A 26,940-nucleotide genomic window follows, 5' to 3' on the forward strand; every position below is an offset into this window, starting at 1 on the left:
GGAAGAAGAAAAAGTTTGAAATAATTTTAGTTTTTTGCAGGAACTGCCGCCGCTCCCTCGTATTAAAGACAGAAGGGCGGCGCAGAGCAGCGCATCCAAGACCGGAAAGGAGGCCGTGCAGCGCGTTGACAACACAGGAATTCAGCACGATGGTGCAGAAATATCAGGCGCTCGTGTACACGGTCTGCCACCAGCTGGTGCCGGATGTACAGGAAGCGCAGGATCTGACGCAGGAGACCTTTCTGGCGGCGTGGCGGGCCATCGACCGCTGCCCGCCCGGCTTTGAAAAGCAGTGGCTGGCGCGCATCGCCGCCAACAAAGCCAAGGACTATCTGCGCAGCGCATGGGTGCGCAAGATGAACACCCCCGGCGACGAGGTGCTGGCGCTGGAGGGCGCGCCGCCCGGTATGCAGCCGGAGCAGCAGGTGCTGGAAGCGCTGGGCGAGGAAGAGCTGACGGAGATGATCTTGAATCTGCGCGAGCCCTACTGCACGCCCTGCCGTCTGGTGCTGCTGGAACAGCACACCATGGCCGAAGCTGCAAGACTGTGCGGCCGACCGCCCAAAACGGTGGAAGCGCAGGTCTACCGCGCCAAAAAGATGCTGGCGCAGCAGATCCTGCAAAACGACCGCATACCCTGTGAAAGGAGGAGCGTACATGGAACTGTTTGACGCAAAAGGCTGTTTGAGCGAGGAAGGTTTACAGGCACTGGTCGGCGGGCAATTGGACGAAACACAGCGGCTGGAAGCCGCCGAACACCTTGCCTACTGCGACCGCTGCATGGACCGCTACACCGCTCTGCTGACCGATGATGTGCTGGAGCAGCCGCCGCGCTCCGCCCGGGGCGCGGTGATGGGCACCATCTGGATACGGCTGATGCAGAACACATGGGGACGCGCCGCCGTGGCGACCGTAGCCGCCGTGCTGGCGCTGACCATGTGGCGAGCCGGTACGCTGGAACAGATCCTGCACACCGGGCAGCAGCTGAATACATGGCTGCCGCAGACTACACAGCAGACCGAACCGGAGCTGCTGGGCAAGCCGGTGAACGACAAAGCCCCGCAGCAATCCACCGCTCCGCTGGGCAAGCCCATAGAGGACAAAAAACAGCTGACCGAAAAACTATCCGACGCACTGGACGCGCTTTTGCACCACAGTGCAGACACCACTGAGAAATGAGGGAACTGATTATGAAGAAAAACGGGATCCTGACCCTGCTGTTTGCCTGCATCCCCGGTGCGGGGCAGATGTATCAGGGCTATATGAAGCGGGGGCTCTCGCTCATCACCATGTTCTGCCTGTTTATTATCCTAGGCAGCACCACGGGGCTGGACGCACTGGTAGTCGGCTGTATCGTTGTGTATATGTACAGCTTTTTCGATACCTTGAACCTCCGCGCGCAGCTGGCGGCGGAAAAAGCCCCGGAGGACGATTATCTGGTGCACTTTAATTGGCACGATGCCCGCATGACCCAGTTCATGGGCGAAAGCCACAAGCTGGTGGGCTGGGGGCTCATCGCACTGGGCGCCATCGTGTTCTACAACAACATCATCATGCGGGTGCTGGGCGATGTGATGTGGCGCTGGGGACAGGATAACCCGGTTTTCCGCGCCATCTACCTGATGCTGGATGCCCTGCCGCAGATCGTGGTCTGCGTGGCGCTGATCGTGTGCGGTATGTGGCTGGTGCGCGGCCCGAAGAACAAAAAGGGCAAGCAGCCCCCTGAAGAGGAGACCGAGGAAGCTGAGGATTTCCACGCCTACACGGCTGCGCCGCAGGCTGAGGATGCCGAGGATACCGCGGACACGGATACCCATTTTGCCATGCCGGAGCTTTCGGCACTGCTGGGGGAACCGGTGACCGGCGCAGAACAGGACGAAAATCCTGCGGAGGATGACGATGATCGAGCAGAATAAGACCCCCTTGACGGCACAGCCGGGCAGTGTGCCCCCGCCGGAGCACAAGCCCGCTGAAAAGCCCCTGCGCCGAGTGGGCAGCCTGACCTTGGGCGCGTGTCTCATTGCGGCGGGCGTGTTCTTCCTGCTGTATTTCTTCGTGCCGGGCTTTGATGTGCAGCTGACCCTGAAAATTGCCCCGGCGGTGGCGCTGGTGCTGCTGGGGTGCGAGGTGCTGTTCTTTGCCGCCCGCCCCGGCCGCTGGAAGTACGATTTTGTGTCCGTGCTGGTCTGTCTGGTGCTGATGGCGGGCTGCTTCTGCATGGCGATGCTGCCCATGCTGTGGGACGAGTTGAGCGGCGAAAATCAGCAGACGATGAACCGTCTGAGCGCACAGGCCATTGACGAATTGTACACCGCCTGCAAGCAGGATGCGCAGGATATCGCCATCCGGGATATCAGCGGCAGGCTGTACCTGAGCGGCCCGCAGGCCGAAACTTTGCAGCAGGCCGCCGCCCTGCCCGCCGGGGATACCTACCTGACCTTGACCGTGGAGCTGTTCGGCCCCTACGACAGCGCCGCCGCCTTTGCCCGGGACTGCTACACCCTGACCGCACTGGCAAAGCAGTGCACCGTACCGCCGGAAAGCCTGCACTTTACATGGGATGCCCCCAGCGCGGCAGAAAGCAGCCTGAACACCGGCAGTCTGCTGTATACTGAGGATTACTCGCTGGACCTGAGCGGCGCTGTGCAGCTGGACTGGACCGCGCAGCAGATGGAACAGCAGACCGAGACCGAGTATCTGCTGGATGCAGAGAATATTCCCGACGAGGATTAAAAAATACCGCCGCACAGCAGTGCGGCGGTATTTTTGCAGTGCGGCTGAAAGGATAAACGAAAAACGCCCCGAAGTCCTAAGACTTCAGGGCGTTTAAGCTGGAGCTGCTATCCAGATTCGAACTGGAGACCTCATCCTTACCAAGGATGCGCTCTACCAACTGAGCTATAGCAGCACATCACAGCTCGATTAGTATAGCACAGCTTTGCGGGTTTTGCAAGCGTTTTTTGCAAAAAATAATATTTTTGCGCAAAAATCCCCGGAGCATCCGTAGACGCTCCGGGGACTCTGGAAATGCGTTTACTTTGCCAGACTGGTCAGGATGGGCTCGCACTGCTCTACGGTGGAGGAGAGCATCAGGTTGTAGGCGGTGACCATCTCCTGAATGGCGGTGCGGTTCTCCTTGGTCAGGGCATAGCTCTGGGTGGTGCCGTCCCGGCCGATGAACACAGCGGTGACGCTCTTGGCGTTCAGCCACTCGCTCAGCCAGCTGATCTCCTCATCGCTCAGCTGGAACAGCTCCATGTCGAACCAGCAGCCCATATCCTGATCGTAGCCGCCGCCGTACTCCTCGTCACAGGTAAAGGTGTACAGCTCGTCATCAGCAGATACGTTGACCGTTTTGATGTCCAGCTTCTTGCTGCCTGCGTAGGTCAGGATCATATTAAAGGCAATGCCATCGTCCTGCACGAACATATAGGGGTACAGCCCGCAGGACTTTTTGGCCATGCTGGCCTGCTCCTGCGGAGAGGAAAGATCCCAGCCGCCGGTCTCCTTATCGTAGGTGACGGTGAACTTGGAAAAAGCGGTCTTGAGCTCGGCATCACTGGGGGCGGCGTTGGTAGCTTCCACCGCAGCGGGGACAGTGGGCAGTGCGGGCGCAGCAGCCGAAGCGGCCATGCCGCCGCACAGCATGGCGGCAGCGCACAGACCGGCGATGACGCGCCGGAACAAACGGGAAGATCTCATAAGTCAGTACTCCTTTCCATTTTCGAAGGGGATGATGCTGGTTTCAGTATACCGCAGCACGGCGGAAAAGCAAGAAAACTGTCACGAAACGCCCTGACGCTGTCACGAAACGACTTTCGCTTGTCTTTAGCCCACCTGATGCTCTTCCAGCCAGCGGGTCATCTGCTGGGCAATGCCCTTGACGCTGCCTTCCTCAAAAGGCACCTTCAGCCCGGCGGTCTGCATCAGCTCGGTGTAGCTGGCAAGACCGGCGCGGCGCACCAGCTTGAGGTAGCGCTCCCATGCGTCCTTGTGGTCATCAAGGCTCAGCAGGAAGAACTGCAAGGCCGCCATGGTGGACAGGCAGTAGTCGATATAGTAGAAGGGGCACTCGTAGATGTGCAGCTGGCGCTGCCACCCGGCACCGCGCCCGTAGAAGGGTAGGTTGTCAAAGTCGATCCACGGGCGGTACTTCTTTTCCAGCTTGAGCCACTCGGCGTTGCGCTGGTCGGGGGTCAGGTCGGGGTTCTGGTACATGATGTGCTGGAACTCGTCCACGGCGCAGCCGTAGGCAAGGAACACAAAGCTGTCCTCGGCGTGGAGCAGGGAGTATTTCTCGGTATCCTTGCCGAACAACAGGTGGTGCCACGGCGCGGTGAGGAACTCCATGGCCATGGAGTGGATCTCGGCGCTCTCCATGGCGGGGCATTCCAAATCGGCGGGCACGTTGGGGTCGCGCTCGGCCACATAGCCCTCAAAGGCGTGGCCGCACTCGTGGGTCAGCACGTCCACATCACCGGAGGTGTTATTCCAGTTGGCAAAGATAAAGGGTGCCTTGTAGCTGGGCAGGCTGGTCATGTAGCCGCCGGACATCTTGCCGGGACGGCTCTCCACGTCAAACAGCTCGTTGTCCTGCATGAAGTCGATGAACTCTGCCGTCTCGGGGCTCAGCTCGTGGTACATGGTGCGGGCGGCATCCATGCGTGCCTGATAGCCCGGGATGGGCTTGGGGTTGCCGTCCTTGAAGATGATGGGCAGGTCGGTAAAGGTGGGGTGGGTGATGCCGGTGCGCTTGGCGCGCATGGCCATCACTTTTTGCAGCTCGGGCACAACGTCCCGGGCAACCTGATCCCGGAAGGCCTGAATCTCGGCCTGTCCGTAGCCGATGCGGTTCATGCGCACATAGGAAAGCTCGCTGTAATCCTTATAGCCCAGCACCTTGGCCTGCTGATTCAGGTTCTTGACGATCTTGGTGTACAGTGCGTCCAGCTCGTCCCGGTGGGCGTCAAAGTAACCGGCCTCGGCTTCGTAGGCGGCGCGGCGCACGGCGGGGTCCAGATCCTCCTTGTAGGGGCCCAGCTGGGGGATGGTCAGCTGCTTGCCGTCCAGTTCCACCAGTGCGCCGCCGTAGATCTGCTGGTACTGACTGACCAGCGCGTTGAACTCCTGCTGCAATTCCACGGTGCGGTCGTCCATGCCCAGCACGGCGTTCTTCATACCGGCTACGCAGGTGGTGCCGAAGTGCTCGGTGAGGGCATCCACATAGGGGTTTGCCAGAAATGCCCGGCTGATCTCCACGCTGGCGTTGGTCACGGCAGGGCCGTTGGCATCAAAAAAGTCCTGCTCGGCCTTCCAGTAGGCATCGCGGGTGTCACAGGTGTAGTGGATGTTGGCCAGCTGAGAGGCGGTGGTGTAGTCTGCAAAGGCGCGGCTCTGCTCGTAGTACACCTGAATGAGAGCGTCGCCGTCCGGGGCGTCAGCGGCCTTGGCAGCCAGCTGTTTGCACCGTGCCAGCAGGGCGTCGATGTCCGGGCGGGTATAGGTCATTTCGCTGAATTTCATGGAAAATTTCCTTTCCGGGGCAGTTTCCCCTTTGGTATCTTGTGTTCATCTTACCACGTTCTGCGCCAAAAGAAAAGAGGGAGACAGGCGGGCAAAAGTCCTACGTTTATACAACACTGCCAAAAATAAAAACGCTCCTTTGGCAAAGATGTCCGTTTAAGCGCTTGCAGTGCAGCAAAAAAAGGATTATAATGGCATCATCAACAGAGTAAGACCCTGCGCGTTAAGTGCCGCATCAACGGGGAGTTGTGCTGCGGACGAAGGTATTGACCGCGGTGCAGGGTCTGCATCCCGCTGCTGCATGGACTTGGGTGCAGGCGAGAGCCGTCTGCGGTTTTTGCCCGGAAGTGAATGTTGTTGGAATTCACGCCCTCCTTTGTGCGGTCTGTCACAGGGGAGGGCGTTTTTGCGTCCTGCCTGCTGTTCCTTTTTAAGGAGGACAACTATAATGAACGACAAAAAAACTTCGGTGCGTACCCTGACCATGCTGGCCCTGCTGATAGCCATGAGCATCGTGTTCAGCCGGGTGCTCAGCATCTCCACCGGCTTCGTCCGGTTCAATCTGGGCAGTCTGCCGGTGCTGCTGGCGGCGGTGGTGTTCGGCCCCGGCGCAGGCTTTGCGGTGGGTGCAGTGGCCGATATCATCGGCGGTGTGCTGGCGGGCTACGCCATCAACCCGCTCATCACGCTGGGTGCGGGTGCCATCGGCTTGGTGGCAGGTTTTGCGTGGCAGAAGCTGAACAGCCTTTCCACAAATTTGCGGCTTGCAGCCAGCGTGCTGCTGGGGCATTTTGTGGGCTCTATGGTCATCACCTCGCTGGCGCTGCGGCTGTTCTACGGCTACCCGTGGGCAACGCTGGCAGTGCGCATCCCCAACGCCCTCATTCTGAGCGCCGTGAACGTTGTGCTGCTGCGCATCCTGCTGGAAAACCGCAGCCTGATGAAGCTGGCAAAGAAGTAAGCTGTGAAAACCCTCTCAGGCGCTCCCGCGCCAGTTCTCCCAAAGGGAGAGCCAAGCCGTAAGGCTCGTTGCTAAAGCTTTATGTGCAATGAGAAACTTTCCCACCATGCCAAAGGCTCCCTCCCCGAGGGAGCTGTCAAAACCGTCAGGTTTTGACTGAGGGAGTTCGTTCCCAAACCCCTACCGTGAAAAGGCAATTCTGGAAAATCCGCAGATTTTCCAGAATTGCGAAATTATAAATAATTTTTCCGCTATTTATGCGCAGAGCAAAGCGGAGCGCATTCCAAATCGTGATCTTGAATCGAGGCAGTATCTATGAACTACGAACAGGCAATGGAATACATCCACGCGGTGCAGTGGGCGGGGCATAAGCCCGGGCTTACCCGCACCCGCACCCTGCTGGCTGCACTGGGCGACCCGCACAAAAAGCTGCAATTCGTCCATGTGGCGGGCACCAACGGCAAGGGCAGTACGGCGGCGATGCTGGCTTCCTGCCTGCAAGCCGCCGGTTACCGGGTGGGGCTGTATACCTCGCCCTTCATCAACCGGTTCAACGAGCGCATCCAGATCGACGGACAGCAGATCCCGGACGAGGTGCTGGTAAAGCTGGTGGAACAGGTAAAGCCCGCCGCCGATGCCATGGAGGATGTGCCAACCGAGTTCGAGATCATCACCGCGCTGGGAATGCTCTATTTTGCGCAGCAGCAATGCGATATCGTGGTGCTGGAGGTGGGGCTTGGCGGCACGCTGGATTCCACCAATGTCATCGAAAAGCCTGCCAGTGCGGTGATCACCGCACTGGGCATGGATCACGTCAAGGAGCTGGGCCCCACGCTGGCGGATATCGCCGCTGCCAAGGCGGGCATCATCAAGCCGGGCTGCCCAGTGGTGAGCTACGGCGGTGCACCGGAGGCAGACGCCGTGCTGCGCCGGGTGGCAGCGCAGCAGCACGCCCCCTTTACCGAGGTGGACTTTGCCAAGCTGCAGATCACCGGCGGGGATCTGGACGCAGTTACCTTCAGCTTTGACGGGCTGGACGGGGTGCGGCTGCCGCTCATCGGCAGTTATCAGCCCCGCAACGCCGCGCTGGCCATCACCGCCCTGCGGGTGCTGCGGCAGCAGGGCTGGAACATCCCGGAAAGCGCCATCCGCACCGGGCTGGAGCAGGTAAGCTGGCCCGGGCGCTTTGAACTGCTGCGCCACAGCCCGGCCTTTGTGCTGGACGGCAGCCACAACGCCCACGGGATGCGCGCCACGGTGCAGAGCCTGAAAGACCGCTTCCCCGGGCAGAAATTCGTCTTTCTGGTCAGCATCATGGCAGATAAAGACGTGGACGAGATGCTGGCGCTGCTGGCACCGCTGGCCGAGCGGTTCGTGACCGTGACGGCGCACAACCCCCGTGCCATGCCGGCGCAGACGTTGGCAGAGCATATCCGCGCCTACGGCTGCACCGCCGAGGCAGCAGACAGCATCGAGGCCGGTGTAGCCCGCGCGGAAGAACTGGGCGGCGAAGGCCCGGTGTGTGCACTGGGTACGCTGTATTTCTCCGGCGATGTCCGGCAGGCCTTTGCCCGTCTGAATGCGTAACGATGCAGAAAAAAATATTTTTGAATACAAGCAGAGCCGGACAGCCCTCGGGCGGTCCGGCTCTGTGTTTTTATAAAGAAAATATTAGATCCGCAGCTGCTTTTTTGCCATTTGCAGCGCACGGCGCAGCGGACGATAGAGCAGCAGCATCAGCACAAAATTGCCGATGCCGTGCAGTGCATCGTAGCTCAGACCGCTGAGCCACCAGCTCAGGGCAAAGGCGGGCGTTTTGGCAAACAGATATACCGCCGCGCACAGTCCGCCGAAGCACAGGCCGTACAGCCCGCTGAACACCGCCCAGAAAAAGGCGTTGTCCATGCGGCGCAGCAGCCATGCCAGCAGCGCCAGAAGATACCACACATACAGATACATCACCCACCACAGACCAAAGCCGTACAGCACGCCCTGCAGCAGGATGAATACCGTGATGGCGCCGGGCGTCTCCCGGGGCAGCTCCAGTGCAAACAGGATGATGAGCAGGCTTACCGGCTCCAGATTGGGCAGACCGCTCATGGCCTGCTTGCTCACCACCAGCAGTGCGCCCATCAGGCCGCTGAGCACCAGCCGCAGCACCCGGGTGTGCAGCGCCACCGGCTTTTTAGCCCTTGGTGTAGGTAAAGGCATAGCTGTCACCGTCGTGGAGCTCGATGTCGGCCACGCCCACCGTGGTCATCTCACCGGCAGCATCGGTCAGGCACCACCATGCCTGATCCTTATCGTAGTCGGCAGTCTCGCCGTTCACGGTGGTCACAAAGCCGGCCTCGGCTTCTTCCTGACTGATGATCCCGGCCTCGGCCAGTGCGGTGCTCAGCTTTTCGCCGTCGGTCACGTTCAGCAGTACGCTGGACACGCTGCCGTCCGCAGCGGTAACGGTGAACTCCACCGTGGCCTGTGCCTTACTGGCAGCGGAAGAAGCAACCTCGGAAGCGGCCACAGAAGAAGCCACAGAGGAGGCAGCGCTGGAGGCGGTAGAGGACGCGGAAGCGCCGCAGCCTGCCAGCAGGCAGACGGACAGCACAGCACTGAGGGTCAGAACGGCAAATTTATGCAGGTAGTTCATGGTTCAAGATCTCCTTGTTTCGTGTTTTGCGTGCAGAACGCATGGCAGATATAGTACCATGAAACCGGCTGAAAATCAACATTTTTTCTGCATGGCTTCAAAATATGCGGCGGCGACGCCCACCTGATTGGCTTCACTGCTGAAGGCGCAGGGCACGATCTGGCAGCGGGGTAAGCCCTCCATGTAAGCCTGTCCCGCCCGGGAGGCGTACAGTCCATCGTAGGCGCTGCGCAGGCTTTCCAGCAGCAGGGGCTGCTTGCTGATGCCGCCGCCAATGGCCACCTTTTCCACATCCAGCAGAACGGTCAGGTTGTAGATCTGCACCGCCACCGCGTGGCAGAACCGCCGCAGCACCTCTAAGGCTTCCGGCTCCCCGGCGTTGGCGGCGGCAAAAAAGCTGCGTCCGTCCAGCGGGGCGTTTTCCGGCAGTGCCTTGCGGGCGCGGTACCATTTGAGCAGATTGCTGGTGCTGCACTGGCAGGCCATGTTCTGGTCCGGGGCGTCCCACGCCTCGGCGTTGGTGTTGACAAAGCTGTACTCTCCGGCGGTAAAGTGCACCCCGCGCACCAGCTGTCCGTTGGCGATGATGCCGCCGCCCACGCCGGTGCCAATGATGAACACTGCCGCGTTGCAGCAGCCTTTCAGCGCGCCGTTTGCCAGCTCTGCCATGGCGGCGGCCTTGCCGTCATTTTCCAGGATAACGGGGCAGCCGCACTTTTCTGCCAGCAGCTGCCCCACCGGGGTAGCGGTGTTGTACAGCAGCGCCCCGCCGTTGGACACATAGCCGGTGCGGTTGTCCACAAAGCCCGGCAGCGCCATGGCAATGCCGACTACCTCGCCCTTGTGGGGCGCATACAGCCGGTAGACCGTATCCAGAAACTGCGCCTGCGTATCCTGCGGCGTGGGCACCGCGCCGCTGTTCGTGCGGTGCATCTGCTCATCCATGACCGAGTATTTGATCTCGGTTCCGCCTACATCAAAAACCATGATCTTCATCTTGTAGCCCTCCCGTAAACGGTCGTTTTCTGTCCCTATTATGGCAAATCATCGCGGGAAAGTAAAGCCCCGGCGGTAAAAAAGAAAACTGCAAAAAACGCACCGGCTTGCGGTTGCAATCCACCCCGCCCTGTGATATCCTGAAAAGAGAGTATCTGTTATATAAAGGAAGAAACTGCCATGGATTGCAAACTGCGTGCCAAAAACTGCGGCGGCTGCCCCCTGCTGGGGCTGGACTATGCCGCGCAGCTGAAACAAAAGGAAGAAAAAGTGCGGGCTCTTGTGGGCAAATACGGCCCGGTGCACCCCATCCGGGGCATGGAGCAGCCTTACCACTACCGCAATAAGGTGATCTCCACCTTTGCCACCGGCTGGGGTGGAAAACTGACCTCCGGCATCTACGCGGCAAACAGCCACAAGGTGCTGCCGGTGGAAAGCTGCCTACTGCAGGACGAGGTGCTGGACAAGACCATGCAGGCGGTGCGGGCTGCCGCCAACGCCTGCCGCTACCAGCCCTACGACGAGGACAAGGGTACCGGTCTTGTGCGCCACTGCCTGCTGCGGCGGGGCGTAGCCACCGGGCAGGTGATGGTAGTGCTGGTAACGGCGCAGCCGGTGCTGCCGGGCGCGAAAAACTTTGTCAAGGCGCTGCTGGCGGAAACTGCGCAGCGCGGCGTGACTGTGACCACCGTGGTGCAGAACGTGAACAGCCGCAAGACCAGCGTGGTGCTGGGCGAGGCAGAAAAAGTGCTGTACGGCAAGGGGTTCATTCTGGACACCCTTTGCGGCAAGACCTACGCCATCAGCCCGCGCAGCTTTTATCAAATCAATCACGCCCAGACCGAAGTGCTGTACGGCCTTGCGGTGGAAGCTGCAAAGCTGACCGGCAAAGAGGTGGTGCTGGACGCCTACTGCGGCATTGGCACCATTGGCCTGACCGCCGCCGACCATGCAAAGCAGGTGGTGGGTGTGGAGCTGAACCGGGACGCCGTGCAGGACGCCATTGGCAACGCAAGACACAACGGCGTAAAGAACGCCCGCTTCTTTGCCGCCGACGCCACCCGCTGGATCCGCGAAGCAGCCGCAGCAGGGGAGAAGGCAGATGTGATCTTTATGGACCCCCCGCGCGAGGGCTCTACCCCGGAATTCCTTGCCAGCGTGGCCCGCATGGCTCCAAAGCGGGTGGTCTACGTCAGCTGCAACCCCGTTACCCTTGCCCGCGACCTTGCCACCCTGACAAAGCTGGGCTATAAGGCCGAGGGCTTTACCCCGGTGGATATGTTCCCGCATACGGAGCATATCGAAACGGTATGCGCATTATCCAAGACATCAGCGTACAGAGCGAGATAATCTGCAATGGATAGATATTTTTTTATTTTAACGACCATTGATCTTTTTGTGCTTGGCTTTATGTGCTTTCTTACAAAGCTGAGCGAATCTTTGAATAAAAAGCAGAAGCGCGGGTTCTTTCTGGCCTTTGCGCTCATTGCGTGCATTTCGGTGCTGGAGGTCATCACCATTGTGGTGGATGGTGCACCGCCGGGCTGCCGCTGGCTGAACATTTTGTCCAACTATCTGGGCTTCGGGCTGACACCGGCAGTGGCGCTGTGTCTGGTATATGTGCTGGACAAAAAATCCATCATCCGGCGCGGGTTCAAGGTGGCGGTGTGCTGCGAGGGCGTGTATCTGCTTTTTCTGGCGGCAACGCTGCCCTATGGGCCTGTGTTCTCGGTGAGTAAGGAGAACCTCTACGCCCGGGGCGAGCGCTTTTACATCTATGTCATGATGTATTATATCTCCATGCTGTACCTTATGGCGGCTACGGTGCGCACGGCGACGGCTTTTCAGAACCGCAGCCGCACGCTGATCTACCCGCTGATCCTGTTTCTGGGCGCGGAGACCGTGATTCAGATCGCACTGCCGGAGCTGCACGTCACATGGCTGTGCGTCACGTTGCTGTCGGTGCTGTATTATATCTATTGCAGCGAGATGTGGAACCAGCTGGACGCCCTGACCGGACTTCTGAACCAGAACAGCTACCTGAACCGCACCGCCGAGATGCGCCGCAGCGGCGGGGTGCTGGTGGTGTTTGATGTGGACGACTTCAAGCAGATCAACGACCGCTACGGCCATTTGCAGGGAGATGTCTGCCTTGCCGAGATCGCAGACTGCATCAAAAAAGCCTATGCCCGCTGCGGCTACTGCTACCGCATTGGCGGCGATGAATTCTGCGTGCTGCTGAAAGACGAGGCAAGCGAAGCCCGCTGCGCAGCAACGCTGCAATCTCTGCTGGCAGAGCGGCGCAAGGTGCTTACCATTTTGCCGACGGTCTCCCTTGGCTCTGCCGCCTTTTCCGGGGAGGACGTGGTCACAGTGAAGGACCGCGCCGACCGTGCGCTCTACTGCGCCAAAAAAGAACAGAAGGCCCGCGCCGCAGCGGAAAAGCACGCAGACAGAGAGCAGACAGCCTGAAACACTGCCTGCACACTTTATAAATGGAGGAACACCGATGAATACAGATTGGAACAGCCCGCAGGGCGATTTTGACACCGCTGAAAAGCAGGGAGAACTGCTGATGCTGCTCAGCCGACAGCAGGTCACCGTGCACACATGGGACGACCCGGACTTTGACTACATGGAGGAGCAGGATCTGGCACTGGTGGTGCAAAGCCCCTCCGGCACAGAGGACCTGCTGATTGAGCTGTGCGGGGAATTCTCGGTGTTTTTTGAAAAGTGGCACGGTGAGTACGCCGCCACCGCCGAGGGCTACGCGCAGCTGCAGCAGGACATCACCGCCATTCTGGACGGCAAGGCGGGCGCACTGAGCCTGTACACGGAGAACGGCTGGCAGGGCACGGTGCTGTGCACCGAGCTGCCCGGCGCAGAGGATGCCGCTGCGGCGCTCAAGCGCTGCTGGCAGGCGGCAAAGCCGGACGCCGCCCTGCCTGCGGGCAGTCGGCTGGGGCTGGTGTGCTGGGATCCGGCACAGAACCGGAAAGTGCAGCTCCCGGAGGAATAATAGAGCAAAAAGGTCGCTGCACAAAATGCGTGCAGCGACCTTTTCTTATACAATTTGTTGTTTCTTTTTACGATTTGCCATATAGTTTGCGAATGCGGAGGCCGCAGTGCCCAGCGCGATGCCCAGCACTGCGCCGCCAAGGACATCGGTGGGAAAGTGCACATAGAGGTACAGCCGGGTAAAGGCGATAAAGGCTGCCAGCACCAGCGCGGGTGCGCCCAGCTTCCGGTTTTGCAGCCAGAGCGCATAGGCTGCCGCCACCCCGGAAGCGGTGTGCCCGGAGGGGAAGGAGTGCCCGTGCGGTCGCGCCACCAGCATGGTGATGGTGGTGTTGATATCGCAGGGACGGGGGCGGGCGAACAGCGGCTTGAGGAAGAAGTGCCCCGCCGCCATGTACAGCACCAGCGCCACCGCCATGGCAAAGCCTGCTTTGCGGGTGCGCCGGAAGAGCAGAAGCAGCAGGGTGAACGCGATCCAGATCTCGCCGTGGGCACCGGCGTAATCAAAAAAGATGGAGATCGCATTCATTACCGGGTTGCGGAACTGGTACAGCCAGTCCAGAAAAGCAAACTCAAAGGGCATGGGTTCCTCCTTTTGGGTGGTGAAAGAGCGGATTTTTTATACAATATAGCATATAAATGTTAAAAAATACAGAATGCACTGTAAATTTACCCTCAGGGCAGGGGATACTCCGCTTTCATCTGCTCCAAAGTGGGGTAGCTGTCGAGCGCACCGTGGTGCTGCACGCTGAGGGCGCAGAAGCGGTTGGAAAAGGTCAGATACTCGGTCAGGCGTTTGCGGGAAAGTTTTGGCAGTTCGGCGGTGGTCACGCCGTCCCGCTGCAGCTGCCACAGGAACGAGCCGATAAAGCCGTCCCCTGCGCCGGTGGTGTCTACCGCTGTCACCTTGGGGCTGCGGGCGCGGGCACTGGTGGCGCGGGTATAGGCGCGGGCACCCTTGCCGCCGCAGGTGTACAGCACCAGCTGCACATCTCCGGTAAAAAGTGCGGGCAGTGCGGCTTCAATGTCCTCGGTGCCGGTGAGGAAGGGCAGTTCCTCGTCCGAAAGCTTCAGGATGTGGCTCAGAGGGAGAAACTGCCACACGGTCTGGCGCAGCTGCTCCCGGTCCGGCCAGAGGGGGAAGCGGAGATTGGGGTCAAAGCTGAGGATGGCGCCCGCCTCCCGCGCAGCAGTGATGGCGGCCAGATGGGCGTAGCGCATGGGGCTGTCCACCAGCGAGACACTGCAAAAGTGCAAGGCAAAGGCCTGCGAGAACCAGCCCGGGTCGATCTGCTCCGGGGTATACAGCAGGTCTGCGGAGGGCTTGCGGCAGAAGCTGAAGGTGCGCTGGCCGTTTTCCGCTAAGCTGACGAAGGCCAGCGCGGTGCTGGCTTTGCCGGTAAATTCCAGATGGGAAAGCTCCACGCCGCAGGCGGCGAGCGCCCGGGCGATCTTGTGACCAAAGGGGTCATCGCCCAGCTGGCTCAGCAGCGCACTGCGGCCGCCCAGCCGGGCAACGGCGGCGCAGACATTGGCCGGGGCACCGCCCACCCGGGGGCTGAAAGCGGGCACTTCGTCAAAGCTGCACCCCACCCGGGAGGGGATCATATCGATCAGCGCTTCGCCGATGGAAAATAAGATCCTGTCGGACATAGGGCTTCTTCCTTTCTGCATACAGGTGTGCCGCAAGGTGCGGCAGTGTACAGTATACACCCGCAGGGCGCTGTGCGCAACTGCTTCTTTTATACGGTAATGGGCGGGTTTTGCGGTTGACTTGCGGCGGCAGATATGCTACAATTTCCAGACGTATGCAAAAACAGGGAAAAAGGAAAAAGTGTATGGATCTGACAAAACAGTTCTTTAAATATGTCTCGCAGAATATTTTCGGCTTACTGGGTACTTCGTGCTATATTCTGGCCGACACTTATTTTATTGCACAGGCCGCCGGTACGGATGGCGTTACCCTGCTCAACCTCTGCCTGCCCATCTACAACTTTATTTTTGCCATTGGCTCTATGATCGCGCTGGGCTCGGCCACCCGCTACGCCATTGCCAAGGCGCAGAACGATGCCCGGGGACAGCGGTATTTCTCCAATGCCATTCTGTGCGCCGTACTGGCATCTATCCCGTGGATGCTGGCGGGTGTCTTTGCGCCCGGGGCGCTGCTGCGGCTCATGGGCGGCGATGTCGGCATCGTGGCGCTGGGCATCCCCTATGCGCGCATCTTTTTGCTGTTCACTCCGTTTTTTATGTGCAATTACATCGTTTCGGCCTTTGTCCGCAACGACGGCGACCCCTCCCTTGCCATGGTAGCGACCCTGAGCGGCAGTCTGTTCAACGTGGTGTTCGACTATATCTTTATGTTCCCCATGGGTCTGGGCTTGGCCGGTGCGGCGCTGGCAACGGCGGTTTCGCCTATTATCAGCATCGCCATTTGCAGCCGCCACTTCTTTAAAAAGGAGAACACCCTGCAATTCGTGCGGCAGATGCCCTCGGCAAGGCTGCTGGGGCAGAGCTGTCAGCTGGGCATCTCCGGCTTTGTGGGGGAGCTTTCCTCCGGCGTGACCACCACGGTGTTCAACTTTCTGCTGCTGGGGCTGGCGGGCAACGTGGGCGTAGCAGCCTACGGCGTGGTGGCAAACTTTGCGCTGGTGGCTACCGCCATCTTCAACGGCGTGGCGCAGGGTGCACAGCCGCTGGTGAGCCGCTGCTATGGGCAGAACGACCACGCCGGGGCGCGGAAGCTGCTGCTGTTGGGCAGCGGCACCGTGCTGGTGCTGGCGGCGGTGCTGTACGCTGCGGTGTTCGGGCTGACCGATACCTTTGTAAGCTGGTTCAACAGCGAAAACTCGGTGCAGATGGCGCAGTATGCCCACACCGGGATGCGGATGTACTTTGTGGGCTACTTCTTTGCGGGCTTCAACATCATGGCGGCGGGCTATCTGAGCGCTGTGAACCGCCCGGCAGAGGCCTCTATCACCTCCATCTGCCGCGGCATGGTGGCCATCGTGGCCTGCTCGCTGGTGCTGAGCGCAGTGTTCGGGATGCCGGGCGTATGGGCGGCCTTCCCGGCTTCGGAGCTGCTCACCGCCCTGCTGACCCTGTTTCTGCTGCGCAGAAAAAAGGCCGAGACGGCTTAAATATACATCTCCTGTTCCCGCATGGTCTCCTCGGGCGTAAGCCCGGCCTGTGCGGCGCGACCGGTCAGTGCCCGCCATTGTGCAGGGGACTGGCCGGTTTCTTTTTTGAATACCCGGCACAGGTAGTTCGCCCCGGAAAAGCCGCACAAGCTGGCCACCACGTCTAGTGTGTACTCCCGGTGCAGCAGCAGCCGCTGCGCGGCCTCGATGCGCACGGTGGTCAGGTACTTGCCCGGCGGCACGCCCACGGCGGCGGTAAAGGTGCGCACCAAATGGCTTTTGGAGACCCCCAGCCGCTCGCTGAGCTCCTCCACGCCGTACAGTCCCGCGTAGTTGGCGCGGATATCCTCAATGGCGGCCTGCACCAGCGGCGGCAGGGCGGGCGCGGCGCTGTCGGCATCCGCCAGCTCACACAGCAGGGCAAAGACCAGCTGGCTGCGGGCACGGCTGTGGGTGTTTTTTTCCTCCGCAAGACGCCCCATCAGCTCGGCGGCGGCAGGGCAGGTCTCGCCTTTGGCAAGATAGGGCAGCTCCTGCAGGCCGTTCAAAAACTGCGTGCTGGCCTGCCCGGTCAGCTGGACGCACAGCAGATGGCAGCTGTCCTCCGGGGTCAGGGTGAGCGGGGCGCGGCTTAAGATCAGATGTCCCGCCGCAGCGGACTGCGGCGGCAGCACCAGCACAGAGCCGGCGGGCGCAGCCGATGCCCCGGGCAGGGAAGCCGTGCATCTGCCGCTGGAAACAAGGCAGACCCACAGCCCCTCGCCGGTCAGGGTGCGGGGCGCGGAAAGCTGCACGTCCAGCAGCGCAGCTGGTGCGGCGATGGTGTTCCAGTCAAACAGCAATATCTGACACCTCTAATCAATAAAATGCTATTTTATATCACAAAATTATCTGTTATTATAGTACCAACGAAACAACACGCCGTCAAGGGCGTGAAACACCAAATATTTACGGAGGATAACGATTATGGCTTCCATTAGCTGCCAGCACATCTACAAGATCTATCCGGGCGCAACTGCCCCGTCTGTTACCGACTTCAACCTGGAGATCCAGGATAAGGAGTTCATCATCTTCGTCGGCCCCTCTGGCTGCGGCAAGTCTACCACCCTGCGTATGATCGCCGGTCTGGAGGAGATCTCCAAGGGCGAGATGTACATCGGCGGCCGTCTGATCAACGACGTCCCCCCGAAGGATCGTGATATCGCCATGGTGTTCCAGAGCTACGCTCTGTACCCCCACATGACCGTTTACAAGAACATCGCTTTCGGTCTGGAACTGCGCAAGACCCCGAAGGACGAGATCGACAAGCGCGTGCACGAGGCTGCTAAGATCCTGGAGATCGAGCACCTGCTGGACCGCAAGCCCAAGGCTCTGTCCGGTGGTCAGCGTCAGCGTGTTGCTCTGGGCCGTGCAATGGTTCGTAACCCGGCAGTCTTCCTGCTGGACGAGCCCCTGTCCAACCTGGATGCTAAGCTGCGTACCTCCATGCGCACCGAGATCATCAAGCTGCACAAGAAGCTGGCTACCACCTTCATCTACGTTACCCACGACCAGACCGAGGCTATGACCATGGGCGACCGTATCGTGGTTATGAAGGACGGCATTATCCAGCAGGTCGATACCCCGCAGAACCTGTACGATATGCCTTGCAACATGTTCGTTGCTGGCTTCATCGGCAGCCCCCAGATGAACTTCCTGGACGGCACCCTGATCAAGAAGGGCGACCTGTACGGTGTTGACCTGGGCGGCGACGTGATCCCCCTGCCCAAGGAGAAGACCGCCGACGGCAAGCTGGATTCCTACGTTGGCAAGAAGATCAAGATGGGCATCCGTCCCGAGGATATCGACGACGAGCCCGAGTTTATGGCAAAGCACACCGACTGCCAGCTGGATGCTCAGGTCGATGTTTCCGAAATGATGGGCGCTGAGATCTACCTGTACCTGGAGTACAAGGGCAACAAGATGACCGCCCGCGTTGCTCCCACCTCCAAGGCTCGCAACGGAGACACCGTCCGCGTTGCATTCGATCCCCATAAGGTGCACCTGTTCGACATCGAGACCGAGCAGACCATCCTGAACTAAGACTTAGCAAAGATCATTTTTGATCCTCCTATCATACGAAAGACCGCCGAAGGGAAACCTTCGGCGGTTTTTCGTTTTGGAGAACCCTCTCGTGAAAATGGGGTTCAGAAACGCCCACAGGCGTTTCTGAACCCCGAAATAAAAATATTTCTTCCGCTGAATATGCCCAAAGCAACGCGGCGGGCATTCCCAATCATTTGATCTGTGTGCCCTGCCGCACCAGCTCGATGAACACGTTCATCTGGGGGGTCACCCATTTATCCCGGTGGTAGAATAGCTGCCGGTGCATCATGACGGTGCAGTCCGGCACGTTCAGCCGAGCCAGACGCCCCTCGGCCAGTGCGCTGCGCACGATGTACTCCGGCAAAAAGGAAAGCCCCATGCCCTGCTCTACCATCTGGCACAGCAGCGCGGCGCTGCCCAGTTCCAGATAGGGGTGGATGGCAAGGCCGTGCGCCGCCATGCACTGGTCCAGCGCGTCCCGGTAGCTCATGCCCCGCTCGGTAAGCAGAAACTCCTGCCGGGGCAGAATGTCCAGCGGGAGCACGCTTTCCTGCGCCAGCGGATGCTGCGGCGGCGCAATGAAGCACACCGGCTCCGGCACATCCGCAGCCAGCACCAGCGCAGGCTGCAAAAGGGGCTGGTCCAGCGTGTAGACAAGGTCTACCTGATTGGTGCTCAGCAATTGCAGCATCTCGTCCGTGGAGGCTGTGTGCAGCACCAGCTCCACCTGCGGGCAGCGGGCATGGTAGCGCTGCAACAGCCCCGGCAAAAAGGTACTGCACACGGAATCCGCCAGCGCAATGCGCAAGCTGCCCCGCACCTGCTGGGCGGGCTGCAAGGCGGCCTGCGCCTGCTGGGCAGTTTCCAGCAGGGTGCGGGCGTAGCCTAAAAAGGTCTGCCCGGCATCGGTCAGGCGCACCGTTTTACCCACGCGGTCAAACAGCGGGGTGCCCAGTTCGGCCTCCAGCTGTGCAATTTGGGAGGACACCGCCGACTGCGAGTAGCCCAGCTGCCGCGCGGTGCGGGAAAAGCTGTGCAACTCGGCGATGTGCAAAAAGGTATTGACAGTCCGCAGTTCCATGAACGGCTCCTTTTATAACAGGGTGATATCCTGCACGGTGAGCTGAGCACCGTCCACGGTAAAATGCACTTCCAGCCCGGCAAACTCCATGCCGTACACCCGCTGCGGGTCGTGCTGGTAGGAGGGGCGGGGGTCGCTGGCAAGTACGCCCTGCAACGCGGCGCGGTCGGCCTCCGGTACGGTCTGCCACAGCGCTTCCGGGCAGGACACTTCCAGATGGTGGGTGCGGGTCTGCCCGGTAAAGCCCTCGGCGGCATCCGGGTGGCAGTCCGCGTAGGGGATGTAGGGCTTGATATCGTAGATGGGGGTGCCGTCCATCAGGTCGGCACCGCGCACGATGAGCACCGGCCCAACGTCCTGGCGCTGCTCAATAGCTTCCAGCTTTACGCTGGAAAGTCCCAGAGGGTTCGGCCGGAAGGGCGACCGGGTGGCAAACACGCCCACCCGGGTGTTGCCGCCAAGGCGCGGCGGGCGCACGGTGGGGGACCAGCTTTCCCGCACCGCGCCGGAAAACTGCCATACCAGCCAGATGTGGCTGAAATCCTCCAGTCCGCGCAGAGCATCGGGGTTGCGGTATTCCGGGGTAAAGATGATCTCACCCCGCAGCTCTTCTACCAGCCCGCTCTGACGCGGGATGCCGAACTTGGTGGGAAAGGCGGTGTGGATATGGGCAATGACCTTCAGGGTCATGGCTTCGGATGCCTGCTGCATGATGAACTCCTTGCTCAATAGATCTTTTCAATAGGGCAGTCGGCGGGGATGCCGTACCGGCTGCGGAAGGACTGCAATTCCTGCGGGCTGCGGATCAGCTGCACCTCGGTAAAATGGCCGGTGTGCAGATCCTGAAACCCGGCCACCTGCTCCCCAGTGCAGATGCTGCACCGCAGCACTGGCTTCTGGGCGGCGGGGTCGTAAGCGGGGAACGCTTTCTTTTTGCCGAACACGGGCTGCTCCTTTCTTTCCTTATCTTATAGGCCGCGGCAAAGCCCCACGGCCTTGCCTTCAATGTGCAGCTCCGAAAGCTGCTCTCCGGCGTAGAACATGGGCGGGCAGACGGCGGCGTTGTCTGCCAGCAGCATCACGGCATCGCCCTGCCGGTGGAAGTGCTTGAGGGTGGCTTCCTCGCCCACCCGCACGGCGGCGATCTCGCCCTGCTCCACCTCGGGCTGGCAGCGGATGCAAACGATGTCTCCGTTGCATATTGTGGGAGACATACTGTCGCCGTGGCAGGTCAGGGCAAAATCTGCGTGCCACGCGGCGGGCACCCCGATATAGCACTCAATATTCTGCTCGGCGGTGATGGGGGTGCCGCAGGCGATGGAGCCAATCAGCGGTACCTGCACCATGGCAGGCAGCGGCTCAAAGCCCGGGGGGCAGGCGCAGGGTGCGTCCAGCCCCAGCAGAGCAGCGGGGGTGGTCTCCAGCGCCTGTGCCAGCTCCTCTACCTTGGATTGGGGCAGGTCGTTGATGCCTTTTTCTAGTTTGGTGATGGAGGAACGGGAGCGGTAGCCCATGCGCCGGGCAAGCTCCTGCTGCGAAAGGCCCAGCTGCTCCCGGCGCAGACGGACACGGGTAGATAGATCGGACATGACAGTTCTCCTGAAAACTATGGGTTGTAGTGTGAAACGCGGCTTTCTGCTTTGAGTATAGCAGAAAATTTCCTGAAAATCAACAATTACAGAGCGTTTTGGAAATTGCAGGTTGACAGTTAATCAACAACAGAGTATAATACAACCAATGATTGTTGCAAATGCGGTGAACTACAAAAAAGGAGCGAAGCCATGGCAAACACAAACCTGATCTACACTTACATCCAAGACAGTGGCTACAAGCTGCAATATGTGGCCAGTGTGCTGCACATCAGCAGCAACACCCTGCGGCACAAGCTGCTGGGCGAGACTCAATTCAAGCTGGACGAAGCAGAACGGCTTTCCACTATGCTTGGGCTGACGATGGCCGAGCGGGACGCCTGCTTTTTCGATGCCGAGAACCGGTTTTCGCGCAGTGCGGTGCTGGAGCTGCCCAAAAGGGGGAAGCGCCAGTGACGCAGGAACAACGCGACTTGACCCGGAACGCCCTGCGCAAGTACGGCGAGCGCCACTGGGCGCGCACGCCAGAAAACCGCCGCTGGCAAAGCGCCATTGATGAAGGCATCGACTACTATCAGGTGCACGACCCCATGCGGGCAGACCTGCTGCGGATGCGTTTTTTTGAGCAGCGCCCGGAGGACGAGATCTTAGAGCAGCTGCACATCGGCCGCACCACCTACCAGAAGGCGCTGCAGGATCTTTTGAGCACCATCGCCGTCTATGCCGCCCAGCGCGGTGCGTTCTGAGCAAATAACCGTGAAAAAACATAAAACAGGGCTGCTGCACCGTGTTTCGTGCAGCAGCCCTGTTTGGGTTATTTCTTCTTGGCGTCCGGGTCCTCGCAATGGCTGTGGCAGGAAGCGCAGTTGCCGTTGCAGCCCTCGCCCTTCCAGCCGCCCTGTCTGGAGATCCAGACCACAGCCAGCGCAAACAGCACAGCCAATATTACCAGCGTGATGATCCCGCGAAGTGTCAGCATATACATCCCTCGATTTCTCTTATGCAGCTTTCTGCCCCCAAGTATACACGATTTGCAGGCAAAGAGCAACAGCCTGCCGCACATTTTTTGTGCAGGGCGCAGCCGGTGCAGCTGCCCGGCGGTAATGTTGCACGCCCGGCACCCGGCATGGCGTTTTTGCTGGGAAGGAAAGTGTTTCGAAAAAAGTAAAAGTTTTTCAAATTAGGGCTTGCATTTCGGCAAAGGCCGTGCTATAATAATCACGTTCCAGTTCGGAGCGCACAACACAAGCGAATATGGAGGATTAGCTCAGCTGGTTAGAGCACCTGCATCACACGCAGGGGGTCTGGGGTTCGAGTCCCTAATTCTCCACCATACAGTTCGTACTCGAACCTGCAAGGGTTTGGGTACGTTTTTTTTGTTTATCATACTGGCGCAACAAAGCGATAAACGAGCAAAGGCAGGGTATCATCGTAGTGATGGTATCCTGCCTTTTTGCTTTGCAGAAGGAAGCTTGCTTTGTGCGAACTTGGCCGCCCCTACAAGACAGGCGTCTAAAAACAACCTCGTTTCAAACAAAGGTTTTCCATTGCATTTCACGGAAAAGTATGTTTCAATAAAAAGAGTGATACGGCGATCAGACGCAGAGAGAAGGTGGGTGCAGGATGTTCAGGATCGCAATCGTGGAAGATCAGGAGGAAACGCGGGAATGCCTGAACCGGTTCGTTCGGCAATATGCCGAGGAGCAGGGGTTACAGGTGGAGATCAGCCTCATTGCGGACGGCTCCGAGATTGCAGAACACTATACGCCGGGGTTCGACATCATTTTTATGGATGTGGAGATGCCCCGGCTGGACGGTTTTGCCGCTGCCGAAGCCATCCGGGCGGTGGACGCGGAGGTGGTGCTGGTCTTTGTGACCAACATGGCGCAGTACGCCATCCGGGGGTACGAGGTGGACGCGCTGGATTATGTGCTGAAACCGGTGAATTATTATCAGTTCTGCACAAAGCTCTCCCGCGCCATCCAGCGGGTGCAGCGGCGCAGAGGCGGGCAGGTGGTGCTGCAGCTGGCGGGCGGCGGCATCCAGCTTTTGGACACTGCGGATATCTATTATCTGGAGACCCGCAGCCGGATGCTGTACTACCACACCGCCAAAGGAGAATTTGCGGTGCGCGCCAGCCTGCAAAGCGCCGAAAAGCAGCTTGCCGAGTACCATTTTGTCCGCTGCAACCAGTGCTATCTGGTTAACTTAGCCTACGTCAAGGGCATTGAAAGCGACTTTGCCCTTGTGAAAGACGACCGGCTGGAGATCAGCCGGCGGCAGCGCACGGCCTTTCTTACCGCAGTGGCGTCCTACATGGGAGGTGTGCTGTGACCACATCCCTGCTGAACAGCCTGCTCCGGGCGCTGCTGCGCTGGGGTGCAGCGCTGGTCTTTTGTCTGCCCTTGCGGCATCGTTCCCATTTCTGGGCGCGCGCCTGCGGGATGCTGTTTCCACTGCTTTTGCTGGCACAGCTGCTGGACCCACTGGCACAGTCCACAACACTGTGGCAGCAGCAGCTCTTGCTGCTGGTACTTTATGTTTCCTTTTTTGCGCTGCTGGGTGGAATGATCTACCTGTGCACGGATATCAATAAAAAAGGGGCGATGTACTGCGCGGTGTGGAGTCTGCTCATCGCGCAGTGCGCCTACGAGGGCTGGTGCTTTCTGGAGCTGTATTTTTCCCGGCATGGGCACCCGCTGAATATGACTTCCCCTTGGGCGGTTCTGGTACAGCTGCTGTCCGGGGCGGTATTCTTTGGGGTGGTGTATGCACTGCCTGCCCGGCAACTTCCCTATAAGGGGGAATACCATATCGGGCCCCGGCAGTTATTCAGTTCATTTTTTATTGGGAGCCTGTTTATGGTGCAGGCAGCGGTTTTAAGCGATACCTCTATCGATTCATGGCCGCCCAGTCTGGTGGCTACGCTGGTTACCGGACAGCTCTATTTTCTTACGTTATTGTATTTCCAGACAGAGCTGTTCAAGAAATCTGCCATGGAAAAAGAAATGAACGCGCTGAATCTGCTATACGAGCGCCAGCGTCAGCAGTATCAGGTCGCCCGGCAGAATGTGCAGATCATCAACAAGCGCTGCCATGAACTGAAGGTGCAGATCGCCGATCTCCGCAAGCTGTCGCTCGAAGCGGTGCCGCAAGAGCGCATCGAGGAGGCCGAGCGCGCAGCCCGCCTTTATGATGCGAACTGCAACACCGGCAACGAGGTGCTGGATGTGGTGCTGACCGAGAAGAGCCTGCTGTGCGAGTCCCGGGGCATCCAGCTGAATGCCGTGGCAAACGGCAGCTGTCTGGGTTTTATCGAGGCAGGGGATCTGTACGCGCTGTTTGCCAATGCGTTGGATCATGCGGTGGAAAGCGCGGTGCAGACTGCCCGCCCGGAGTGCCGGGTCATCGACCTGCTGGTCTGTGTGCGGCAGGGCTTTGTGGTGGTGAATATCATCAGCCCGCTGCGCCCGCCGGAACAGCAGGCGAACCGCTCCGCACAGTATGAGCTGAAGGTGATCCGGCGCATCGTGCAGAAATATAAAGGCACGCTGACCTTGGAAGAGCAGGGCGAATTCTTTGCGGAAAAGATCATCTTTCCGCTGCAAAAATAAGTTAAGAAACCGGCAGCCGCCGCAGAATTTCCGAAAAGGGAAGTCCTGCGGCGGCTTTCTTTTTATGGTCTATTGGATACATCTTCTTGTGAAAAATACACAAATATATTGGTTTGCATTTGGAAGCAAAAAACCGAATGCGCACGCAAAACGACCGATTTTCGCGGGCATCTTGCGAAATGCGGTCGCTTTGATAAAATAACAACGAAAGAAAAATGCACGGAAAAATTACCGGAGTACAGCAAAAAACAGGAGGAATCGGATGCGTAGTATTGCAAAGCTTATGAAGGACTGGCAGTTCACCGGCCCGGATGGCGTGACCGCTGCCGTAGCACTGCCCCACACTTGGAACGCCATGGACGGTCAGGACGGCGGCAACGATTACTGGCGGGGTACCTGCACCTACCGCACCAGCTTTGCAGCACCGGCCTTTGACCCGGCACAGCAGCAGGTCTGGCTGCAGTTTGAGGGCGTCAATTCCAGCGCCACCGTGCTGCTGAACGGCCAGCAGCTCTGCACCCATGACGGCGGTTACTCCACCTTCCGGGCAGAGGTCACGGGGCTGTTGCAGGCAGAAAACCAGCTCACGGTGCGGGTGGACAACAGCGTCAACGACCGGGTTTACCCCCAGAAAGCAGACTTTACCTTCTACGGCGGTATCTACCGGGATGTGAGCTTGCTGGTGGTGAACAAAAACCACATTGCGCTGGGACACTTTGGCGATACCGGTGTGAAGATCACCCCCGCCCTGAAAGAGGACAGCGCCGACATTCAGGTGGAAACGCTGGTGGAAGGCGAGGGCACCGTTGCGGTGGAGCTGCTGGACGCCGAGGGTAACTTGGTTGCAAAAGGTGAGGGCGAAAATGCTTCCCTCCATCTGGATGCTCCCCACCTGTGGAACGGCGTAAAGGACCCCTACCTGTACACCTGCGTGGTTCGTTTGGTAAAGGATGACCAGCCGGTGGACGAGGTGACCACCAAGGTGGGTCTGCGCAGTTTCTCGGTGGATGCGAAGAAGGGCTTTTTCCTCAACGGCAAGCCCTACCCCCTCCACGGTGTTTCCCGCCATCAGGACCGCAAGGGTCTGGGCAATGCAATCACCCGGGAGATGCACGACGAGGACATGGCGCTGATCCGGGAGCTGGGCGCAAACACCGTCCGCTTGGCGCACTACCAGCACGACCAGTATTTCTACGACCTGTGCGACCGGTACGGCATGGTGGTCTGGGCAGAGATCCCCTATATTTCCGAGCACCTGCCCAACGGCCGGGAGAATACCATCAGCCAGATGAAAGAGCTGATCCACCAGAACTACAACCACCCCTCCATCGTCTGCTGGGGTGTGTCCAACGAGATCACCATCTCCACCAAGGACAAGGCGGATATGCTGGATAACCACCGGGTGCTCAACGAGCTGTGCCACAAGATGAATCCCACCCGTCTGACTACACTGGCCTGCTACGCCATGTGCGGCCCCTTCAACCCGGTGGCGCACATCACCGATCTGGTGAGCTGGAACCTGTATCTGGGCTGGTATGTGCCGGGCCTGTTTTTGAACGACCTGTGGATGGGCTTTTTCCATCTGGTGTATCCCAACCGTCCCTTGGGCTTTTCTGAGTACGGTGCCGAGGGGATGCCCAACCTCCACAGTGCCCACCCCCGCCGGGGCGACCACACCGAGGAATATCAGGCCAAGTACCACGAGTATATGCTGAAGTGCTTCGACCGTCACCCGTGGCTGTGGGCGACCCACGTCTGGAATATGTTCGACTTTGCAGCCGACGCCCGGGATCAGGGCGGCGAGCCGGGCATGAACCACAAGGGTCTGGTCACCTTTGACCGCAAAACCAAAAAGGACAGCTTCTACCTCTATAAAGCATGGTGGAGCGAGGAGAACTTCGTTCACATCTGCTCCAAGCGGTTCACCGACCGCACTGAGAGGGAAATCGAGGTCAAGGTCTACTCCAACCAGAAAACGGTTGCCCTGTATGCGGACGGCAAAAAGCTGGCAGAGCAGACTGGGGAGCATATCTTTAAGTTCCGCGTGCCGCTGCACGGAAAGGTAGAGCTGAAAGCCGTTGCAGGCGACTGCATCGACACTGCCAGCTTCCGCAGCGTGGCGACCCCAAACCCCAGCTACAAGCTGGTAAAAACCAAGTCGAAGAGTGCGAACTGGGTCTGAGTACCGGTCCACACCTTGGAATATACTGCCGCACTTTGAAAATGGCTGCGCCACAGCGGCCATGAAAAGCCTGCGGCGATCGCTGACACACACAAGAAAAGGAG

Annotated in this window: 29 protein-coding genes, 2 tRNA genes and 1 riboswitch; of the genes, 17 read left to right on the plus strand and 14 right to left on the minus strand. The window is 59.3% G+C overall.

Translation table 11 applies throughout. From position 1 onward, the window contains the following. Positions 1-125: 125 nt before the first annotated feature. From MTP39_RS02580 to MTP39_RS02595, 4 genes are read left to right on the plus strand one after another with little or no spacing between them, the layout of a single operon-like run. Positions 126-671 carry an RNA polymerase sigma factor gene (locus tag MTP39_RS02580; protein ID WP_243138345.1) on the plus strand — a complete coding sequence of 182 codons (546 nt, stop codon included), beginning with the start codon at positions 126-128 and terminating at the stop codon, positions 669-671. Next, positions 658-1,179: a hypothetical protein gene (locus MTP39_RS02585; protein WP_249241313.1), complete on the plus strand. Its 522-nt coding sequence runs from the start codon at positions 658-660 to the stop codon at positions 1,177-1,179. The genes MTP39_RS02580 and MTP39_RS02585 overlap by 14 nt, the downstream gene beginning before the upstream one ends. Before the next feature lie 11 nt (positions 1,180-1,190). Next, positions 1,191-1,916, plus strand: coding sequence for a hypothetical protein (locus tag MTP39_RS02590; protein ID WP_249241314.1), 726 nt, complete (start codon positions 1,191-1,193; stop codon positions 1,914-1,916). Beyond that, on the plus strand, positions 1,900-2,733 hold the full coding sequence (locus tag MTP39_RS02595; protein ID WP_249241315.1) for a hypothetical protein: 834 nt from the start codon (positions 1,900-1,902) through the stop codon (positions 2,731-2,733). Before MTP39_RS02590 ends, MTP39_RS02595 begins: the two co-directional genes overlap by 17 nt. Positions 2,734-2,832: 99 nt before the next feature. Here the strand turns inward: MTP39_RS02595 and MTP39_RS02600 are convergent. From MTP39_RS02600 to MTP39_RS02610, 3 genes are all read right to left on the minus strand, one after another. Beyond that, a tRNA-Thr gene (locus tag MTP39_RS02600) sits at positions 2,833-2,908 on the minus strand. A 125-nt stretch (positions 2,909-3,033) separates the two neighbouring features. Continuing rightward, complete coding sequence (locus tag MTP39_RS02605) at positions 3,034-3,702, minus strand: hypothetical protein (RefSeq protein WP_249241316.1); 669 nt, start codon at positions 3,700-3,702, stop codon at positions 3,034-3,036. Between the two features lie 126 nt (positions 3,703-3,828). Continuing rightward, positions 3,829-5,523, minus strand: a complete 1,695-nt coding sequence (locus MTP39_RS02610) for a M3 family oligoendopeptidase (protein WP_249241317.1) — start codon at positions 5,521-5,523, stop codon at positions 3,829-3,831. 202 nt (positions 5,524-5,725) lie between these two features. Next, positions 5,726-5,822: riboswitch (THF riboswitch) on the plus strand. 149 nt (positions 5,823-5,971) lie between these two features. On the opposite strand from MTP39_RS02610, the gene MTP39_RS02615 reads away from it, so the two are divergent. Next, positions 5,972-6,484 (plus strand): folate family ECF transporter S component, encoded by a 513-nt coding sequence (locus tag MTP39_RS02615; RefSeq protein ID WP_249241318.1) that lies wholly within the window; start codon positions 5,972-5,974, stop codon positions 6,482-6,484. Between the two features lie 315 nt (positions 6,485-6,799). Further along, positions 6,800-8,071, plus strand: coding sequence for a bifunctional folylpolyglutamate synthase/dihydrofolate synthase (locus MTP39_RS02620; RefSeq protein ID WP_249241319.1), 1,272 nt, complete (start codon positions 6,800-6,802; stop codon positions 8,069-8,071). 84 nt (positions 8,072-8,155) lie between these two features. On the opposite strand, the gene MTP39_RS02625 is transcribed toward MTP39_RS02620, so the two are convergent. The 3 genes from MTP39_RS02625 to MTP39_RS02635 all read right to left on the minus strand — a co-directional run bounded on the left by MTP39_RS02625 (position 8,156) and on the right by MTP39_RS02635 (position 10,127). Further along, positions 8,156-8,695 carry a hypothetical protein gene (locus MTP39_RS02625; protein WP_249241320.1) on the minus strand — a complete coding sequence of 180 codons (540 nt, stop codon included), beginning with the start codon at positions 8,693-8,695 and terminating at the stop codon, positions 8,156-8,158. After that, positions 8,670-9,131 carry a DUF4430 domain-containing protein gene (locus MTP39_RS02630; RefSeq protein ID WP_249241321.1) on the minus strand — a complete coding sequence of 154 codons (462 nt, stop codon included), beginning with the start codon at positions 9,129-9,131 and terminating at the stop codon, positions 8,670-8,672. The genes MTP39_RS02625 and MTP39_RS02630 overlap by 26 nt, the downstream gene beginning before the upstream one ends. A 75-nt stretch (positions 9,132-9,206) precedes the next feature. Next, positions 9,207-10,127: an ROK family protein gene (locus tag MTP39_RS02635; RefSeq protein WP_249241322.1), complete on the minus strand. Its 921-nt coding sequence runs from the start codon at positions 10,125-10,127 to the stop codon at positions 9,207-9,209. A 180-nt stretch (positions 10,128-10,307) separates the two neighbouring features. Here MTP39_RS02635 and rlmD point away from each other — a divergent pair, with 180 nt between their 5' ends. The 3 genes from rlmD to MTP39_RS02650 are packed head-to-tail and all read left to right on the plus strand — an operon-like array spanning position 10,308 to position 13,146. Next, on the plus strand, positions 10,308-11,477 hold the full coding sequence (gene rlmD, locus MTP39_RS02640; RefSeq protein ID WP_249241323.1) for a 23S rRNA (uracil(1939)-C(5))-methyltransferase RlmD: 1,170 nt from the start codon (positions 10,308-10,310) through the stop codon (positions 11,475-11,477). 6 nt (positions 11,478-11,483) lie between these two features. Continuing rightward, positions 11,484-12,599: a GGDEF domain-containing protein gene (locus tag MTP39_RS02645; protein ID WP_249241324.1), complete on the plus strand. Its 1,116-nt coding sequence runs from the start codon at positions 11,484-11,486 to the stop codon at positions 12,597-12,599. A 37-nt stretch (positions 12,600-12,636) separates the two neighbouring features. Continuing rightward, positions 12,637-13,146: a hypothetical protein gene (locus tag MTP39_RS02650; RefSeq protein WP_249241325.1), complete on the plus strand. Its 510-nt coding sequence runs from the start codon at positions 12,637-12,639 to the stop codon at positions 13,144-13,146. Between the two features lie 45 nt (positions 13,147-13,191). On the opposite strand, the gene MTP39_RS02655 is transcribed toward MTP39_RS02650, so the two are convergent. Continuing rightward, on the minus strand, positions 13,192-13,728 hold the full coding sequence (locus MTP39_RS02655) for a phosphatase PAP2 family protein (protein WP_249241326.1): 537 nt from the start codon (positions 13,726-13,728) through the stop codon (positions 13,192-13,194). Positions 13,729-13,820: 92 nt separating this feature from the next. Beyond that, positions 13,821-14,798, minus strand: a complete 978-nt coding sequence (locus MTP39_RS02660; protein ID WP_249241327.1) for a carbohydrate kinase family protein — start codon at positions 14,796-14,798, stop codon at positions 13,821-13,823. Positions 14,799-14,983: 185 nt separating this feature from the next. Here MTP39_RS02660 and MTP39_RS02665 point away from each other — a divergent pair, with 185 nt between their 5' ends. Further along, positions 14,984-16,285 (plus strand): MATE family efflux transporter, encoded by a 1,302-nt coding sequence (locus tag MTP39_RS02665; RefSeq protein WP_249241328.1) that lies wholly within the window; start codon positions 14,984-14,986, stop codon positions 16,283-16,285. Here the strand turns inward: MTP39_RS02665 and MTP39_RS02670 are convergent. Further along, the gene (locus MTP39_RS02670) at positions 16,282-17,127 is read right to left on the minus strand and encodes a helix-turn-helix domain-containing protein (protein ID WP_249241329.1); all 846 of its coding nucleotides are present in this window, start codon (positions 17,125-17,127) and stop codon (positions 16,282-16,284) included. The two genes, MTP39_RS02665 and MTP39_RS02670, sit on opposite strands and share 4 nt — an antisense overlap. Positions 17,128-17,251: 124 nt before the next feature. Here MTP39_RS02670 and MTP39_RS02675 point away from each other — a divergent pair, with 124 nt between their 5' ends. Continuing rightward, a complete protein-coding gene (locus tag MTP39_RS02675) occupies positions 17,252-18,367 on the plus strand; it encodes an ABC transporter ATP-binding protein (protein ID WP_097779213.1) in 1,116 nt (371 codons plus the stop codon). A 193-nt stretch (positions 18,368-18,560) separates the two neighbouring features. Here the strand turns inward: MTP39_RS02675 and MTP39_RS02680 are convergent, their stop codons facing one another. Genes MTP39_RS02680 through MTP39_RS02695 form a run of 4 tightly spaced genes read right to left on the minus strand, consistent with a single transcriptional unit; the run spans position 18,561 to position 21,040 of the window. After that, the gene (locus MTP39_RS02680; protein ID WP_249241330.1) at positions 18,561-19,451 is read right to left on the minus strand and encodes a LysR family transcriptional regulator; all 891 of its coding nucleotides are present in this window, start codon (positions 19,449-19,451) and stop codon (positions 18,561-18,563) included. Between the two features lie 12 nt (positions 19,452-19,463). After that, the gene (tsaA, locus tag MTP39_RS02685; RefSeq protein WP_249241331.1) at positions 19,464-20,162 is read right to left on the minus strand and encodes a tRNA (N6-threonylcarbamoyladenosine(37)-N6)-methyltransferase TrmO; all 699 of its coding nucleotides are present in this window, start codon (positions 20,160-20,162) and stop codon (positions 19,464-19,466) included. A 14-nt stretch (positions 20,163-20,176) separates the two neighbouring features. After that, entirely contained in the window at positions 20,177-20,395 is a 219-nt protein-coding gene (locus tag MTP39_RS02690; RefSeq protein WP_249241332.1) for an aspartate dehydrogenase, read from the minus strand. 24 nt (positions 20,396-20,419) lie between these two features. Further along, the gene (locus tag MTP39_RS02695; RefSeq protein WP_249241333.1) at positions 20,420-21,040 is read right to left on the minus strand and encodes a LexA family protein; all 621 of its coding nucleotides are present in this window, start codon (positions 21,038-21,040) and stop codon (positions 20,420-20,422) included. A 192-nt stretch (positions 21,041-21,232) separates the two neighbouring features. Between MTP39_RS02695 and MTP39_RS02700 the strand changes: the two genes are divergently transcribed. Continuing rightward, positions 21,233-21,496, plus strand: coding sequence for an XRE family transcriptional regulator (locus MTP39_RS02700; RefSeq protein WP_249241334.1), 264 nt, complete (start codon positions 21,233-21,235; stop codon positions 21,494-21,496). Further along, a complete protein-coding gene (locus MTP39_RS02705) occupies positions 21,493-21,786 on the plus strand; it encodes a hypothetical protein (protein ID WP_249241335.1) in 294 nt (97 codons plus the stop codon). The genes MTP39_RS02700 and MTP39_RS02705 overlap by 4 nt, the downstream gene beginning before the upstream one ends. 68 nt (positions 21,787-21,854) lie before the next feature. Here the strand turns inward: MTP39_RS02705 and MTP39_RS02710 are convergent, their stop codons facing one another. Further along, a complete protein-coding gene (locus tag MTP39_RS02710) occupies positions 21,855-22,019 on the minus strand; it encodes a FeoB-associated Cys-rich membrane protein (protein WP_249241336.1) in 165 nt (54 codons plus the stop codon). Positions 22,020-22,296: 277 nt separating this feature from the next. Between MTP39_RS02710 and MTP39_RS02715 the strand changes: the two genes are divergently transcribed. From MTP39_RS02715 to MTP39_RS02730, 4 genes are all read left to right on the plus strand, one after another. Beyond that, positions 22,297-22,373 (plus strand) — tRNA-Val (locus MTP39_RS02715). Between the two features lie 290 nt (positions 22,374-22,663). Then, entirely contained in the window at positions 22,664-23,374 is a 711-nt protein-coding gene (locus MTP39_RS02720) for a LytR/AlgR family response regulator transcription factor (protein ID WP_249241337.1), read from the plus strand. Next, complete coding sequence (locus tag MTP39_RS02725) at positions 23,371-24,654, plus strand: GHKL domain-containing protein (RefSeq protein WP_249241338.1); 1,284 nt, start codon at positions 23,371-23,373, stop codon at positions 24,652-24,654. The genes MTP39_RS02720 and MTP39_RS02725 overlap by 4 nt, the downstream gene beginning before the upstream one ends. Before the next feature lie 262 nt (positions 24,655-24,916). Then, positions 24,917-26,836 carry a glycoside hydrolase family 2 protein gene (locus tag MTP39_RS02730; protein WP_249241339.1) on the plus strand — a complete coding sequence of 640 codons (1,920 nt, stop codon included), beginning with the start codon at positions 24,917-24,919 and terminating at the stop codon, positions 26,834-26,836. Positions 26,837-26,940: the final 104 nt, after the last annotated feature.

Origin of the sequence: Faecalibacterium sp. I3-3-33, from assembly GCF_023347295.1 — a bacterium.
Taxonomy (GTDB): Bacteria; Bacillota; Clostridia; order Oscillospirales; family Ruminococcaceae; genus Faecalibacterium.